This window comes from Planococcus rifietoensis, assembly GCF_001465795.2.
GTDB classification, from domain to species: domain Bacteria; phylum Bacillota; class Bacilli; order Bacillales_A; family Planococcaceae; genus Planococcus; species Planococcus rifietoensis.
This window is the reverse complement of record NZ_CP013659.2, coordinates 704509-719813: the sequence shown is the minus strand read 5'-3', so window position 1 is coordinate 719813 and position 15305 is coordinate 704509. Positions and strand designations below refer to the sequence as shown.

The following is a 15305-nucleotide window of genomic DNA, read 5'->3' as shown; positions in this document are numbered from 1 at the left end:
AGATAAGCGGCCTTGCCCTTTCAAAAATCCTGTTCGAGCAATGCGTAATAATAATGGTCTTTCCATTCCCCATTGATGAACAGGAATTGCTTGAGCAAGCCTTCTTTTTCAAATCCCGCTTTTTCGAGCACGCGCAACGAGCCGATGTTATCCGGGGCGACATACGCTTCCACACGGTGGAGGCGCAATTGCTCAAATCCGAAAGCCGTGATCAAGCGGACCGCTTCACTCGCAATGCCGCGGCCGATAAACTCTTCGTCCATCGAGTAGCCGACCAAGGCGCTTAGGAACGGCAAGCGCTTGATGCTGTATATGGAAATATGACCAATCAGCTGATTGGTGTCGTGTGAGAAAATCCCAAAACTGTATTCCCGGTTTTCTCTCGCTTGGTAGATCGATTCACGGATTTTCTCGCGCTGTACGGCGATCGTGAAATAACTATCGCGATGCCTCGGCTCATAAATCGCCCAATAATCGCGGTTTTTCACCAGGATCCGCACCATGTCTTCAGCATCTTCTACGGTGAGTGTGCGCAGATAACAGGTTTTGCCTTCAAAAAGCAGATTCATCTTATCCCTCTTCTGCAGTCAATTTGATGAATTCCTCAACATCTTTTGTACATAAGGCAATGCCTTTTTCCCAGAACCCTTTTTCGGTGATATCTTCTCCGAGATGCTTTATCGCCAATTGTTCTGTACTCATGACCGCTGTGTCACGGAGCAAGGCCATATATTTCTCTTCGAACCCTTGTCCCTCTTCGAGCGCTTTCGCGTACACGCTGAGCGAGAACAAGTAACCGAATGTATACGGGAAATTATAGAACGGCACATCGGTGATATAGAAATGCAATTTCGATGCCCAGAAATGTGGATGCCCTTCCGATAAACTGCCGGCAAACGCTTCCTTTTGGGCCTGTTCCATCAATTCGTTCAAGCGGCTTGCCGGAACTACGCCATTCTTGCGTTCTTCATAGAATCTAGTCTCGAACAGGAAGCGGGCATGGATGTTCATGAAAAACGCCACGCTGCGCTGGATCTTGTCTTCCAGCAACGAGATTTTCTCTTCTTTGGTCACAGCATTCTTGACCGCTGCGTCGGCTACGATCATTTCCGCGAAAGTCGACGCCGTTTCGGCGACGTTCATCGCATAGCTGCGGTTCAAGTCATGCATCGGTTGCAGCGCATGCGTATGGAAGGCATGCCCCAATTCATGGGCTAATGTCGCGACATTGGACATCGATCCGCTGTAGGTCATGAAGATGCGCGATTCGCCGCTTTTCGGAAGCGATGTGCAAAAGCCCCCCGGCATCTTATGCGCGCGGTCTTCCGCTTCCACCCAGCCGTTTTCCAGCGCGTGGCGGGAGAATTTCTCCAATTCCGGGCCGAATTTCCCGAAATGGCGGATGATGAACTCCGACCCTTGTTCGTAGTCGAACGACTGGGAGTTTTCCACGACCGGCGCGTCGACATCGTACCAGGCGAGCTTTTCTTTACCGAGCAGTTGCGCCTTGCGCGCCAAGTAATCCGCAAATGGCTGTTTATGTTCGCTGATGGCTTGCCACATGACGTCCAAGGTTTCCTGTTTCATGCGGTTCATCTGCAACGGCTCTTCTAGCACATTGTCGACGCCGCGCTTTTTATACATTTGCAGCCGGAACCCTGCGAGTGAGTTCAAGGTTTTGGCAAATAGCTCTTCTTTTTCGCCCCATGCCGCTTCCAGCTTGTCGTAAGCTTCCTTCCGTACGCTTGCATCTCGGTGGGAGCTCAAATTATTTGCCTGCCCAACAGACAAGGTCTTATCTTCCCCATCGACTTCCACTTGGACCGATACGGAAGCGATCAGCAAATCGTATAATTCGCTCCACGCGTGATAGCCATCGATGCCGAGCGATGTAATGAGCCCTTCCTCTTGTTCAGATAATAGCCGTTTCGCTTCTTTGCGCCATTCGTCCAAAATGAAGGCAAATTCCTTCAAGTCTTCAGTCGAAAGCAGATCTGACCAGAGATTCGGATCCGCCTCCATTAGGGCCTGCTTGAATTTCAAGAAAGCACTTTGGAAACGCGACCGCAGCAATGCGTGTTCACTTTGCAGCAATGCCGCTTTTTTGTCTTCGGTGTTTTGCGCCATCAAGCAGCCGATAAACGCCCCGGCTTGGCGGAGGTCCACCGATACATCACTGGTCTGTTCCAAGAACGCCGCTACTAGCTGCGCGTCGGCTCTTCGGTTTGGCACGTCAAATGTAGCAGCAGTTTGTTCAAAATCGGCCAGTTTTTTGCCTGTCGCGTCCAGATGCGTTCTCAACTCAGCTGAATCGCTTCCCCCTGAAAATAAACTATCGAGCTCCCAGACTTCCGGATACGTATTCGTCATCTTTTTTCCCCCTGCAGTCACGAATTTTCAAAATACATTAATAAGTATAACATCTCCCTTCAAGGAACGGGAACGACGACTGCCTGGTACATTTCACGATATCGCCATTTTTCAAAAACTTCCTGCACTTTCTTGTTGGTCGTGCGGGCTGGCGAGTTTATACTGATATTTGAGGAGGGATTTCATATGATTCGCGTACTGCTGATGACGCTGGCATTTATCGCCGTCGTCACCATGAATGCCTTGGCGAATATTTTGCCGATCAACGGTCAGACTACCGGTGAAATCTCCGACCGTGTGCCGGTCCTCTTTACGCCGGCCGGTTATGCATTTTCCATCTGGTCCGTTATATATATTTTATTGGCTATCTGGATCATCGGCTTTTGGCTGCGCTTGAAAAAAGGAGTGCACCCTTCAGCAAAAGTGTCATTGTATTTCATCTTGAGCGCTGTTTTCAATATCGCCTGGCTGCTTTGCTGGCATTATGAGTTCTTTATTTGGTCGATCGCTGCAATGATTGCCTATCTATTGTCGCTGATCGCTTTGTACTTGGAATACGGAAACGGCGAACGGGGCTTTACAGAACGTTTGCCGGTCTCTGTCAATCTGGGCTGGATCAGTGTCGCGACCATCGCTAATATTAGCTATGTCCTGACTTTCTACAGCTGGAGCGGCTGGGGGCTGAGCGATCAATTATGGACGGTCATCATGCTGACCGTGGCGACCGCATTGGCGCTTCACATACGTTTCCACCATTCGGATATCCCGCTGACTTTGGTCTTTATCTGGGCGTTCGTCGCGATTGCCGTACGCCACGGCATGGATGAACTATTGGTCAGCACGGCAGCTTTATTCTTAAGCGGAGTCTTACTGACCGGCATTCTTTTGATTAAGAAGAAGCCGGCAAAAACAGGTATGACACCATAAAAAAACAACCATCGGCTGATGGTTGTTTTTTTATATTCGTTGATTTTATTTTTCGAGTTTCGTCAACAAAATCGGTTCGCCTTTTGTGACGAGTACGGTATGTTCGATCTGTGCGACGAGCGATTGGTCCGGTGTGATAAAGGTCCAGCCGTCCCCTGATTCGATGATATGCTCAGCCTTTTGGGAAATAAACGGTTCGACTGCAAGCACCATGCCTTCTTTCAAGATCGTCGTTTCCCACGCATCGTAATAATTAAGGATATATTGCGGCGCCTCGTGAAGCGATTTTCCAACGCCATGACCTGTCAGGTTCTTGATGACGAACAAGCCTTGGTCTTTCGCTTCGCGTTCGACTGCCTTGCCGATCTGATTCAGTTTGGCGCCGGCTTTCACTTTCATCATGGCACGTTCGAATGCGGATTCTGCCGCTTGGCAAAGTTTTTCTTTCGCTTCGTGCCCTTCTCCGACCACGAATGAAATGCCCGTATCCGCGAAATACTCCCCGTATGATCCAGACACATCAATATTGACGATGTCGCCATCGTTGATGACACGCTTACCAGGAATTCCGTGCGCCACTTCTTCGTTAACGCTGATGCATGTATAGCCCGGGAAATCATATTCCGATTTCGGGGCAGAAACGCCGCCCCATTCTTTGAACAGGCGGCCGCCCAGTTCATCGAGTTCTTTCGTCGTAATGCCCGGCTTCACGGCTGCTTTCATCGTTTCGCGGATTTCTGCCACCATTTGTCCGGCTTTTTTCAAACCTTCAATATCTTTTTCATTAGTCGCTATCATACTGACCCTTCTTTCAAACTATTCTATTTGGACATTATAACATAGAATAAGCCGCTCTCGCCTCTCCTACCTTCCGATGATTTCCCATAAATAACCAATAAACAGCATTCATTATTTTCTTTATCCATCAAAAAACCGCCTAGCGATAGGCGGTTTTTTGATCATGAATCCGGCTGCGTCAAACGCGGCGCTGTAATGAACAACAAAGAGCAAACAATCGCTGCGACGATCGCAACGGGAATCATATAAGTAGCGTTATAGACTGCTGAATAGACGAAGACATTGCCTTCCGCAAACATGCCGAAGAATAGGATCCCCGTAATGACGTGGATCACATAACGGAGAAATGACCCAATCAATACGCCAAGTGCGACCATGGCAATGACTTTTCCGGTCTTTCTCGCACGCACGGCTTCCAAGTAACGGCCGCGCATCATACCGGCCAAACCGACGACGCCATATGCCAGCAAATAATCCAAAATGACTTGCATGACCACAAAGCCGAACGACAGCGGCGCTACCGAGATAAAGCCCGTGACAATTTGCAGCAAGCCGACTAAAAGGCCCGTGATGACACCCGCTCCGATGCCCCTGCGGAATGCCATCAGCACGATCGGGATCATGACCAGGCTGACCGATCCCCCTTGCGGCATGCGAAAGGCGATAAAATCCAATACAAAGCCGAGAGCTGCAAAAATCGCAATTTCGACCATTAACAATACACGTTTATTCCTCATTCAAACTGCCTCCTTTTGGATTTGCACATCACCAGAAGGGCCGTTTTTAAAAAACCATATAAAAAACGGCGCCAGGACAGATCCTGGCGCCGCTTGGGCCGGTTTTCCATCCACATCCCTGCGCAAGTGTTAACTTACAGGTTCGAAGGGTAAGAACTTACTCGTTCACTCTCAGCCAAAGCTCCCCTTGTGGTGTATACAATTATTCCGCTATTATGTGTATTGTACACAACGCATACTTGGCTTGCAAGGCCGTTTCAGCCAAACGGATTAGGGTAGATAGAAACTAGCAAACTTTGTGGAAGGTGGTGGAGGCAGTTTGAAAACTGCCGGATCAATGATTGATTTATTGAAGGATTTGATCAAAATCGAAAGCGATACGAAAGAAGGAGCGAACGAAGCGCTGATGTTCTGCTCTGCCTGGCTAAAGGCGAAAGGCGAAGAAGTCGAAGTACACGATAACGACGGCTACCTCATGCTGACAGCAGTTAAAGGGCAAGGCGCCGAAAAGATCATCTGGAACGGCCATGTCGACGTCGTGCCCGGGCATAAAGAGCAATTTTCCCCAATCGAAGAAGGCGATAAACTATATGGCCGCGGGTCGGCAGACATGAAAGCCGGGGTTGCTGCGATGATGCAGGCATTTGTCGAACTCGACGCTTCTGCATTGCCGCGTGAAGTGCATTTGCACATTGTCACCGATGAAGAGATTGGCGGACGCAATACTTCGAAATGGCTCGTCGACCAAGGCCATTACGGCGACTTCGTCATTTGCGGTGAACCGACCCATTTGAAGATCGGCTTGCAATCGAAAGGCATCCTGAGAATGGATTTGACATTCAAAGGCAAACCGGCTCACGGATCGCGCCCATGGGAAGGCATTAACGCCATCGAATCGGCGATGAAATTCCATGCCGGCATGAACGATTTGCCGTTCCGCAAAGAATCGACGGAATACTATGAGCAGCCTTCCGTCAACTTGCCGATCATCAATGCAGGCGATCGTTATAATGTCGTGCCTGAAATCTGCAAGATGTCCTACGATATCCGCTTCATGCCGGGACAGGACAAGGATGAGATCGTCCGCCAAATGGAACAGCTGGCCAACACGCTCGGTGTCGATATGGAATACAAAGCGAGCGGCTCGACCCCTGCCTTGACGACGACGGACGACCATCCGTATATCCAGACCTTGATGAAGGCCGTCGAATCGACGCTTTCGGAACAGCCGGTGCTGTTCGGCCAGCACGGTGCTGCCGATACCCGTTATTACGCCGAGAAAATCGGCGGGCAAGGCGCCATCGAGTTCGGGCCGAGTGGAGACGACTGGCATGGCAATGCGGAATACGTCTCGATTTCAAGCGTCCATTCCTATAAGGATATTCTGATCGCACACGCCATCGCCCCGACAGAGGTTTAAAAAAGGCTGAAACCGGGAAAACTCTAATAAACCTCAATACGAAAAAATGAATGGAGCGATAAATATGGCTATTGGAAGACTTGTCAGATCTGCGATTAAATACGGACCGATTGCATACCCAATCATCCGCAAAGTGATGAACAACCGCAAGAAGAACAACGCAAACAATGAAAATGATGCACGTAACCGCAGCGACTCACGAAAAAGCCGCTGAACAATAAAAGGCCGGAGAAAATGAATCATTTTCTCCGGCCTTTTTATATTGCTTAAGTTTTTTAAATGAGCGGCAATGCCTGGCGAATCGCTAAATAATCCAGATCCTTGCCTTCAGAAGGCTTGGTGGCAGAATCGTCACTAGAAACATCTTCCGAATCGGCTTCTTCTTCATCCGCTTCACCTGACGGCTCTTCCTGTTCTTGCATTTGCTGGATTTCTTCGAACGTTACAGGCGCCGGTTCCGGAAGTTCTGCATCTTCCACTTTAAACCCTTCGCCGTATTGCTCGAAGAATGCATTCGCCATCTCCTGATAGCCATCTACGTTCGGATGGACGTCTCCGGAATTCGGGACGAGTTCCACGGCATCCTCACCGAAACGGTCGGCTACATCGACAAATGTCGCGCCCGCCTGTTCTGCTTCCTGCTTGAGGATGTCGTTTAATTGTTCCAATTGCCCAGCCGTGCCTTGTTTTTGGCTGTCACGGGCATGCGGGTATGCAAAATAATAGCCCATTATATAGATATCCGCTGTCGGCGCAAGCTCCTCCAGTTCAGAAAGAATTGTTTCGACGTTTTCACGCGCCGCATTCAGCGCGTAATCCGCTTGGATCTCTTCAAAGCTCAACGCCCCTTCAGCGGCATTCGCTTGCACGAGGCGCAGCAAATCATTCGCTCCGGCAGACACCGTGATGATGTTCGCCTGGCCCAGCAGCTCTTTTGCTTCATCCGACTCGATGCTTTCCAGGACATCTCCTGTGGTGAATCCAGGAAACGCCAAGTCTTTTGAATAGAACGCCAGCGGCTGGTTGCGCGTCAATTCCTGCGCAATCAAATCTGTATAACCGCTGTCGATTGACCGGTTCGGCGTCTGGCCTGCCGCCAGTGAATCGCCGATCGCCACATAAGCGGCAGGAATTTGCGGCTCCGCAGACGCCGGGTTCCCTGCTGCCACTAGCATCATTCCCGCCGCCATTGCAATCATCGTCTTTTTCATATGCTCACCTCGTTAGAATGCCCAATTTCCTTTTCGGAAAATCGCTTCGGTCTTGCCGTCTTCTGTAATGCCGTCGATGTCCATCTCGCTCGAACCGATCATGAAATCTTCATGGACGATCGATGTATTCAATCCGTAATCCTTTAATTGATCGCGTTCCAAGTCTTTTCCGCCTTCGAGGCAAGTCGGGTAGGAATCGCCGATTGCCAAATGATTCGATGCATTTTCATCGAATAGGGTATTGTAGAACAAAATGCCGGAAGCCGAAATCGGCGATTCAACCGGCACAAGTGCTACTTCCCCAAGATATGCTGCGCCTTCGTCGGCTAAAAGCAATTCATCCAATAGTTCCTGGCCGATTTCCGCTCGCGCTTGTGTGATACGGCCGTTTTCGAAGCGCAACGTGAAGCCATCGATGATATTGCCTTGGTAAACGAGCGGCTTCGTATTGCGCACGGTGCCTTCGACTTCCAGTTTGGCCGGCACGGTATATACTTCTTCAGTCGGCATATTGGCGATGAACGGCACTTGGTCCGGCGTGCGGGAAGCGCCGCTCATCCAAATATGGCCATCTGGCAAACCGATCGTCAAATCGGTTCCTGGCGCACGGTAATGCAATTTCCGGTAGCGCCGTTCGTTCAATGCGGCCGCCCGCCGTTCCAAGTTGGCGATATGCTCCTGCCACAATGCGACTGCGTCACCGTCTCCGATGCGCACGGTCTGGAAAATCGCTTGCCACAGAGCGGCCATTCGATCCTGTTCGTCCGGGAACACTTTTTGCGCCCATTTTTCAGAGGGGATCGCAACGATCGACCAAGCGATCTTATCGGATCCGACAGCCTGGCGATAGCGTTCCAATGCCTTTCCAGCGGATTTTTGAGCATCGCTTAGGCGTTTTGCCGGAATACCTGTAAGCAAATCCGGGTCTTCCGCATCGATCCACAAGAATGCGCCTTTATGGTCGATGATAGCGTCGCGCTGTTTGACGACCCAATCCGGAAATTCATGAAACGCGGCGTCCGGTGCCAATTCGTAATGCGTCCGTATAACTGACGGGTCCGAAAACGCGACATGGACTTGCTTAGCCCCGGCTTCGTAGGCTTTTTCAACGACCAAACGCGTGAATTCCACGGTATCCGTCGTCGTCGCAATCAATAGCTCCTGCCCCGGCTGGATGTTGACGCCGACACGGACAGTCAATTCCGCATATTGCGCTAACTTGTCCTGAAAGCTCATCATTTTTTCCCCTTTGCTGTCATGGTTTTGCTATTGCCTTCCATCAATTCGCCGCCATGCATAATTTTCTGCACCGGCTTATTCGGCAATTCTTTCGTCAACTTCTTATAATGCTTTTCATCGGCATAAGCCAGAAGCGTCAACACTTCCCCATCAGCCCCTGCGCGACCGGTTCTGCCGGAACGGTGCAAATATTGCTCGACTGTCATCGGCGCATCGACATGGATAACATGCGTCAATTGATCGATATCAAGCCCGCGCGCTGCCACCTCGGTTGCAATCAATACCGCCGTGTCGCCTTTGCGGAAATCGTCCAATGCTTTCTTGCGTTCTTCTTTTTTCATTTCGGAATGCAAAGTCGCGATTTTGGCGTCGCGGAATTTCAACTTACTTTCCTTCATCAACACTTGGTCGAGATTATTGACGAATGCAAGTGCTTTTACGCCTGTCATATGCGATAGGCTGCGAAGCAAGTCGGTCTTGTCGCGTTCATCGACTTTAATGAACGAATGCGTCACTTTTCCTTGTTTCGGCAACTGTTCAGCCGATACTTGCAATCTTGTCGGCTGCTTCATCAGGCGCTCTGCGACCAATTCGATTTCCTCTGTAATGGTCGCCGATACCAACACAAGCTGGCGATCCTGCTGCGTTCTTTCAATGAGGTCCTTCATGATGCCGCGGTGTTCCCGGGCCATCAATTGGTCGCCTTCATCAAGAACCATGATGCGCACCTCGTGCATCTTGAGTTTCTTGGTCTTGACCAATTCATTCAAGCGTCCCGGGGTGCCGACGACGATCGTCGGTTTTTTCTTCAACTTGTCCAATTGGCGCTGGATATTCGCGCCGCCGATCAACGGCGTGACTGTGACATCCGTCCCCGTTGTCCATTCACGCAAGACGTTGACGATTTGCATCGCGAGCTCTTGTGAAGGCGCGATGATCATCGCTTGTGTATTCGGTTTTTTCGGATCGACGCGTTCCAAGATCGGCAACAGGTAAGCCAGTGTTTTCCCCGAACCGGTCGGAGATTCCGCTACGATGTCGTTTCCTGAGAGCATTTCCGGAATCATCTGTTCCTGGATCGGCATCGCTTCGGTAAAGCCGGTTTGTTTCCATTTATCCTGCCAGACAGGACTTAGTTCTTTTATAAAATTCATGTGTCATTCCACCTTCTTTTCGATGCCTTAAGTGTACCATATCCGGCTCTTTGCCGCCTTTTTCGGCAAATGAAAAGGCGGTTCCTTTTTTAGAAGGAGCCGCCTCTTGTCATTCTGCATAGCGTTGTTTATAAACGCGTTCTTTTTGTCTTTCTGTCGCTCTCTGGTCGGGCTTTTTAATGAATAACGCCAACAGAAACGCAGCGAGTGCGATGTAAGTCGACACCGTAAAGGAGAAGTTAATGCCTTCGAGCATGGCAGGAATGGTCGCTTCCTGGGCGCTTGTCCCCGAAGCAACCAGTTCTTGTGCCGTCGATTCGGTGCGCGTATTCATCAAAGTGACAAGAAACGCTGAACCAATTGCGCCGGAAACCTGTTGCAAAGTATTGTTGATGGCCGTTCCGTGCGGATAAAATTTCATCGGCAATTGGTTGAGCCCGTTCGTCATGACCGGCATCATGACCATCGAAATGCCGAACATGCGCAATGTATAGATGGCCATAATTTCATAGTAACCCGTATCCAGTGTTAAATTACTGAACAAATAGGTAGTGATGACAACCAGTGCCAGGCCAGGCAATGCCAGCACTTTAGCTCCGTATCGGTCAAAAATGCGGCCTGTAATTGGAGACATAACTCCCATGACGAGCGCTCCCGGCAGCATCATCAAACCGGATTGAATCGGGGAGATGCCTTTAATGGTCTGGATATAGATCGGCATGAGGATCATGGCCGAAAACATTGCCATCGACAAAGTGACTGAAATGACCGAAGACAATGCAAACATCGGATGCTTATAGACGCGCAGTTCCAATAGCGGCTCTTTTAACTTCATTTGTCGGAACGCAAAGGCTGTTAAGGACAACAGGCCGACCGCTATCGTTAAATAAACAGCCGGATTTTCCCAGCCGAGCGATCCAGCTGAACTGAATCCGTAAAGCAAGCCGCCGAACCCAAGGCTCGATAGCACGAGAGACAACGGATCAAGCGACAGCTCACGGTTTTGAAAGGTCAGGTTTTTCAATTTGAAAATCCCGAGCAATAATGGAATCAAAGCGACCGGCAATACGATAAAGAACAGGATTCTCCATGAGTAGGTTTGGACGATAAAGCCTGAGAGCGTCGGGCCGATCGCCGGCGCCACGACCATGACCATCCCGAAGACGCCCATCGCCTGCCCTCTTTTTTCGACAGGAAACGCGGCGAGCATGACATTCATCAATAAAGGCATCATGAGTGCAGCGCCTGACGCCTGGACCATACGGCCGATCAACAAGATAGCAAATGTCGGGGCGAGTGCGGCAAGCAAAGTCCCGAGTGAGAACAAGGACATCGCGACAATAAAGATGGCCCGGTTGGAATAACGCTGGATCAAATAAGCGCTCGCCGGAATCAGGATACCGTTGACGAGCATATAACCTGTGACGAGCCATTGGGCTGTCGCAGCGTCTACGTTCAAGTCGATCATGATTTCCGGGAGTGCAATATTCAAAAGGGTTTGGTTGAAAATCGCCACAAATGCTCCGGTGAACAAAATGGCGATGATTGCATAAGGTGGTTTCGTTGTTTCTTTCATCTTTCTTTCCTCCGTCTCGCCGATTTAATTCGGCTGATTATACTCTATTGACACATTTTATACTCGCGGTATATTTTTTACAAGAAAGACGTCTTGAGAACAGTCTATAAGTTCGAAACATTGATTTCATCAGCTTTTGACGGTATGCTTTTTTTATACTATCAGTCCAAAAAGGGGATATTATGAATCCTAAAAAACAGCAAATTGTCCATGCCGCCCATCGCTTATTCATCCAGAAGGGCTATAACGCTTCATCTATTCAGGACATTCTGGATGAAGCCGGCATCTCCAAAGGAACTTTTTATAATTACTTCACGTCGAAATCGGAATGCCTGATCGCTTTGATGGAATCGATCAGTGAAGATATCCGCGCACAACGCATCGCCGCCGCTTTCGGGGAATCTCCATCCGACACCGACCTGTTTGCGAGACAATTAGCGATTCGCATCCGCATGAATCATGAGAAGAACCTATTCTCCCTTTACGAAAGCATCTTCTATTCACAAGACGAGGAATTGAAAGCTTTCGGGAAAAGCCAGTACATTGCGGAGCTCAAGTGGCTGAGCAGCCGCATTGTGGATATGTTCGGTGAAGAGGCGCGTCCTTATGCACTGGAAAATGCCGCGATGGCCAACGGAGCGCTCCAGCAATTGATGCATGTTTGGCGGCTCGGCACCGGCCAGCAGCTGCCGCTTGATGAACTGACCGTCTATATCGTTCATCGCATGAAACAAGCAGTACAGGCTCAATTAAAAGACGGCAAGCGATTTTTATCCGAGCATCTGCTAGAGCAAAACGGTCAGTCGCCAACTTTAGCCGACAGCTCAAAGCAATTGCAGGCGCTTGCCGCTGCTGAAAAAAATCCGGACTTGCAGCAAATGATCGCATTTCTTGCCGATGAACTTATAGCTCCAAATCCGCGTAAAGCGATCGTCAATAGCGTGCTGACTACTTTAGGCCAAAGCACGGACGATGCCGAACTGCAGATTTTCTTGGAACATGTATGGCGCCAGATCAAATGAAAAATCCCCTTCCTCGGATGAAATTCCAAGGAAGGGGATTTTTTTATGAGGGACGCCTCCGCCCCGCTGCTGCTTGCTCAAACGCATAAGCATATTCAATCAGCTTCGGTTCATCAAATGCCTGCCCGGCAAACGTGATGCCGAACGGTTCGCCTGATTCCGTCAAGCCTGCTGGCACGGTGATTGAAGGGAACCCGGCAGCGGCACCGATATTGCAGCCAAAATCCTGCGGCAGAACAAGCGCATCTGCTCCGGCTTGCCCAAGGCGCTTATTCATGCCCTGTTCAGCCGCCAGGAAACGGTTGCGTTCAAGCGCCTCGACGTATTCCCTCTCCGTCAAGTTTCCGCTCATGCCATTGGCTTGCTCCAATAAATTCTGGCCGAATTTCAACATCCGCTCCGCATGCGCTTCATTATATGAAATGATGTCACTCATTGAACGGATCCGATGGTTAGGATTCGAGCGCGCCAAATAGGCGTTTAAGTCTGATTTAAATTCGTGGAGCAACACCGCAAAGCCGAGATCTTCCTGATCGGCGCCAAGATCGATTTCTTTGATTGTGGCTCCGCGTGCCCGCAGCTGCTCCACGGCCTGTTCGAATGCAGCAGATTGCTGTTCCGTAATATCCGTGAACAATTGGCGGTCCACACCGAATACAGCCCCAGATAACCCGTCTTGTTTTAAATGCTGCTGCCAATCATAGCCCTTGAACTGCTCAGCAAACAGCGTGATTTCGTCATCCGGGTCCGTCCCGACCAAAGCCGCAAACACCGTAACCGCATCTTCCACTGTGCGCGCAAGCGGCCCGGCAGTGTCTTGCGTATGCGATAAAGGAATGATCCCTGCGCGGCTGATGAGGCCGATCGTCGGCTTAATGCCGACGAGGCTGTTCTGCGCTGCCGGATTGATGATCGAACCGGAAGTTTCCGTCCCGACCGCAGCCGTAGCCAGATTCGAAGCCACTCCGGCCGCCGATCCTGAACTCGACCCGCCGACATCGAATGTGCCGTATGGGTTTTTCACTTGGCCGCCGCGCGAACTATAGCCGTTGGTCATTTTATCACTCATGAAATTCGCCCACTCGGTCATATTGGTTTTTCCGAGGATGATCGCACCCGCCGCACGCAGTTTTTCCACCACTTTCGCATCGCGCAGCGCGTAATGGTCTGCCATGGCGAGTGAACCGGCACTTGTATGCATTTTATCGCCACTGTCCATATTGTCTTTGACGAGCAGAGGGATGCCGTGCAGTTTCGAGCGCGGCCCTCTATGCTTCCGTTCGAAATCTAGCGCTTGGGCAATAAGCAAGGCGTCGGGGTTGATCTCAAGCACGGCTCTTGTATTCTTGTCACGCAGTGAAATGTTTTCTTTATACATGAGCACAAGTTCTTCCGACGTCAGCTTGCCCGTTTCCATTTCTTTTTGCAACTGGGCAATCGTCATTTCGTCGAGCTTGTTTTTGCGGTAGTCTTCCAGTTTTTGATGATGCATGACTGTTCCTCCCACATGATGCAAAATAAACCCTTTTCCAGGGCCATGGATATCTAAAAAAGCCTGAGCTCATGAGCTTAGGCTTTTATCGGTATATTCCTTTAACAGTTCATATAAGGACAGTTCGTAAAGCTGCCTGCCGTTGATCTTGAAGACATTCTTCGAAACGAGCTCATCAATGACCATCGACCGTTTGTCTTCGAATTTTGACTCGGGTATGTGTTCCATCGTGCTTCTTCTCTCCTTGCAGATAGTATCACTATTTCTATACCCGAAACGATCACAGCCTAAAACCTGCCAAAAGAAAAACTGCCGATAATTTTTTGGTCCGCCCTCGTTTCGACAAATTTCAGCTTAGCCTTTGTCAGGATAGCGCTCCTGCAAATACGCTGCTGCATTTTGGATCAATTCTTTCAGCACTTCCGAATCGATATCGCTGAGTTTATTGATGTAGATGCAGGATTTGCCCGACGTGCATTTCCCCAGGCGCTCAAGCGCATCTGGCTCTTTTTCTGCACAGCCTGTCAGGTATAAGCTGATTTTCGCTTTGCGCGGGGAAAACCCGGCTAGAGGCGCGTCGCCTTCATGGCCTGTCGCGTAGCGATAATGGTAAGACCCGAAACCGATGATGCTATCTCCCCACATTTTCGCCGGATGGCCGGTCGCTTGTTCGAAAATCTCCAACAGCCGGTAGGCATCTTCTTTTTTTGACGGCTTTTCGACCGACTCGATGAACTCAATGACGCTGCCTTCGTGTTCTTTCGTTTTTTGTTCGTACATTGCTCATCCTCCTCCTGAAAACTCTTGGTCTCTACTTCCACATACAATGTCCATTGTCCTGCCTCAACACCTAACGCCCGATACGGAACGTGATGGTCATTTTCGTTCCGCTAAGGTGAAATCAAAATGAAATACATCTTCTCTTGTTCCGAGCGAACTGTATAGTTTCACAGCAGCCGTGTCCACAGGATCCGCCTGCACGAAAACGACCCATGCGCCCAACTCTTGCGCTTCCGCCTGGACAAACCGGATCAGCCTGGTCGCGACTTTTCTTCTGCGGTATTTGCTGGCCACTGCCAAATCATAGATGTATACTTCTTTCCGCTGCTGCTCGAATTTATCCAAGACGTATGCGACAAGCCCGCCTGCAAGTTCGCCGCCGGACAATGCCACACAAACGAGGACATGCTCTTTTGCCAATAAAGATTGGAGATAGCCATCGGACGGTGGGTTTCCAAGATACGTTTCGTCCTCTTCAAATGCATCCGCAAACAAAGCATTCAATTCCCTGAACCGCTCCAGCGACTGTGCATCATCCGCCAGCCGTTTAAAGTGGATGTCTGACATGATTTCCGACTC

The 15305-nt window shown here is 49.9% G+C and carries 16 protein-coding genes and 1 riboswitch; of the genes, 4 read left to right on the top strand and 12 right to left on the bottom strand.

Translation table 11 applies throughout. The features are described 5' to 3' along the window. Nucleotides 1–20 precede the first annotated feature (20 nt). Together AUC31_RS03340 and AUC31_RS03335 are read right to left on the bottom strand one after the other, a co-directional pair. Nucleotides 21–569 (bottom strand): GNAT family N-acetyltransferase, encoded by a 549-nt coding sequence (locus AUC31_RS03340; protein ID WP_058381373.1) that lies wholly within the window; start codon nt 567–569, stop codon nt 21–23. Between the two features lies 1 nt (nt 570). After that, nucleotides 571–2370: a M3 family oligoendopeptidase gene (locus tag AUC31_RS03335; RefSeq protein WP_058381374.1), complete on the bottom strand. Its 1800-nt coding sequence runs from the start codon at nt 2368–2370 to the stop codon at nt 571–573. Nucleotides 2371–2556: 186 nt separating this feature from the next. On the opposite strand from AUC31_RS03335, the gene AUC31_RS03330 reads away from it, so the two are divergent. After that, a complete protein-coding gene (locus tag AUC31_RS03330) occupies nt 2557–3297 on the top strand; it encodes a hypothetical protein (RefSeq protein WP_058381375.1) in 741 nt (246 codons plus the stop codon). A gap of 45 nt (nt 3298–3342) precedes the next feature. Here the strand turns inward: AUC31_RS03330 and map are convergent, their stop codons facing one another. Next, the gene (map, locus tag AUC31_RS03325; protein WP_058381376.1) at nt 3343–4095 is read right to left on the bottom strand and encodes a type I methionyl aminopeptidase; all 753 of its coding nucleotides are present in this window, start codon (nt 4093–4095) and stop codon (nt 3343–3345) included. Between the two features lie 161 nt (nt 4096–4256). Further along, nucleotides 4257–4832, bottom strand: coding sequence for an energy-coupled thiamine transporter ThiT (thiT, locus tag AUC31_RS03320; RefSeq protein ID WP_058381377.1), 576 nt, complete (start codon nt 4830–4832; stop codon nt 4257–4259). A 98-nt stretch (nt 4833–4930) separates the two neighbouring features. Beyond that, a riboswitch (TPP riboswitch) is annotated at nt 4931–5030 on the bottom strand. 139 nt (nt 5031–5169) lie between these two features. Between thiT and AUC31_RS03315 the strand changes: the two genes are divergently transcribed. Both AUC31_RS03315 and AUC31_RS17835 read left to right on the top strand, forming a co-directional pair. Continuing rightward, nucleotides 5170–6252, top strand: coding sequence for a M20 family metallopeptidase (locus AUC31_RS03315; protein ID WP_058383676.1), 1083 nt, complete (start codon nt 5170–5172; stop codon nt 6250–6252). A 64-nt stretch (nt 6253–6316) separates the two neighbouring features. Beyond that, complete coding sequence (locus AUC31_RS17835) at nt 6317–6466, top strand: hypothetical protein (RefSeq protein ID WP_167456542.1); 150 nt, start codon at nt 6317–6319, stop codon at nt 6464–6466. Nucleotides 6467–6527: 61 nt separating this feature from the next. On the opposite strand, the gene AUC31_RS03310 is transcribed toward AUC31_RS17835, so the two are convergent. The 4 genes from AUC31_RS03310 to AUC31_RS03295 all read right to left on the bottom strand — a co-directional run bounded on the left by AUC31_RS03310 (nt 6528) and on the right by AUC31_RS03295 (nt 11432). Next, nucleotides 6528–7463, bottom strand: a complete 936-nt coding sequence (locus tag AUC31_RS03310) for an SGNH/GDSL hydrolase family protein (protein WP_058381378.1) — start codon at nt 7461–7463, stop codon at nt 6528–6530. 12 nt (nt 7464–7475) lie between these two features. Next, nucleotides 7476–8699, bottom strand: a complete 1224-nt coding sequence (locus tag AUC31_RS03305; protein ID WP_058381379.1) for an aminopeptidase — start codon at nt 8697–8699, stop codon at nt 7476–7478. Next, nucleotides 8699–9856, bottom strand: coding sequence for a DEAD/DEAH box helicase (locus AUC31_RS03300; RefSeq protein WP_058381380.1), 1158 nt, complete (start codon nt 9854–9856; stop codon nt 8699–8701). Before AUC31_RS03300 ends, AUC31_RS03305 begins: the two co-directional genes overlap by 1 nt. A 109-nt stretch (nt 9857–9965) precedes the next feature. Continuing rightward, nucleotides 9966–11432, bottom strand: coding sequence for an MDR family MFS transporter (locus AUC31_RS03295; protein ID WP_058381381.1), 1467 nt, complete (start codon nt 11430–11432; stop codon nt 9966–9968). Between the two features lie 182 nt (nt 11433–11614). Here AUC31_RS03295 and AUC31_RS03290 point away from each other — a divergent pair, with 182 nt between their 5' ends. After that, nucleotides 11615–12454: a TetR/AcrR family transcriptional regulator gene (locus AUC31_RS03290; RefSeq protein WP_058381382.1), complete on the top strand. Its 840-nt coding sequence runs from the start codon at nt 11615–11617 to the stop codon at nt 12452–12454. Between the two features lie 43 nt (nt 12455–12497). Here the strand turns inward: AUC31_RS03290 and AUC31_RS03285 are convergent, their stop codons facing one another. The 4 genes from AUC31_RS03285 to AUC31_RS03275 form a co-directional block, all read right to left on the bottom strand. Then, the gene (locus AUC31_RS03285) at nt 12498–13946 is read right to left on the bottom strand and encodes an amidase family protein (RefSeq protein WP_058381383.1); all 1449 of its coding nucleotides are present in this window, start codon (nt 13944–13946) and stop codon (nt 12498–12500) included. A gap of 69 nt (nt 13947–14015) precedes the next feature. Further along, the gene (gene fbpA, locus AUC31_RS17545) at nt 14016–14174 is read right to left on the bottom strand and encodes a Fur-regulated basic protein FbpA (protein ID WP_083509116.1); all 159 of its coding nucleotides are present in this window, start codon (nt 14172–14174) and stop codon (nt 14016–14018) included. A 126-nt stretch (nt 14175–14300) separates the two neighbouring features. Continuing rightward, a complete protein-coding gene (locus tag AUC31_RS03280) occupies nt 14301–14726 on the bottom strand; it encodes a DUF1801 domain-containing protein (protein WP_058381384.1) in 426 nt (141 codons plus the stop codon). A 96-nt stretch (nt 14727–14822) separates the two neighbouring features. Further along, the gene (locus AUC31_RS03275; RefSeq protein WP_058381385.1) at nt 14823–15293 is read right to left on the bottom strand and encodes a GNAT family N-acetyltransferase; all 471 of its coding nucleotides are present in this window, start codon (nt 15291–15293) and stop codon (nt 14823–14825) included. Nucleotides 15294–15305 lie beyond the last annotated feature (12 nt).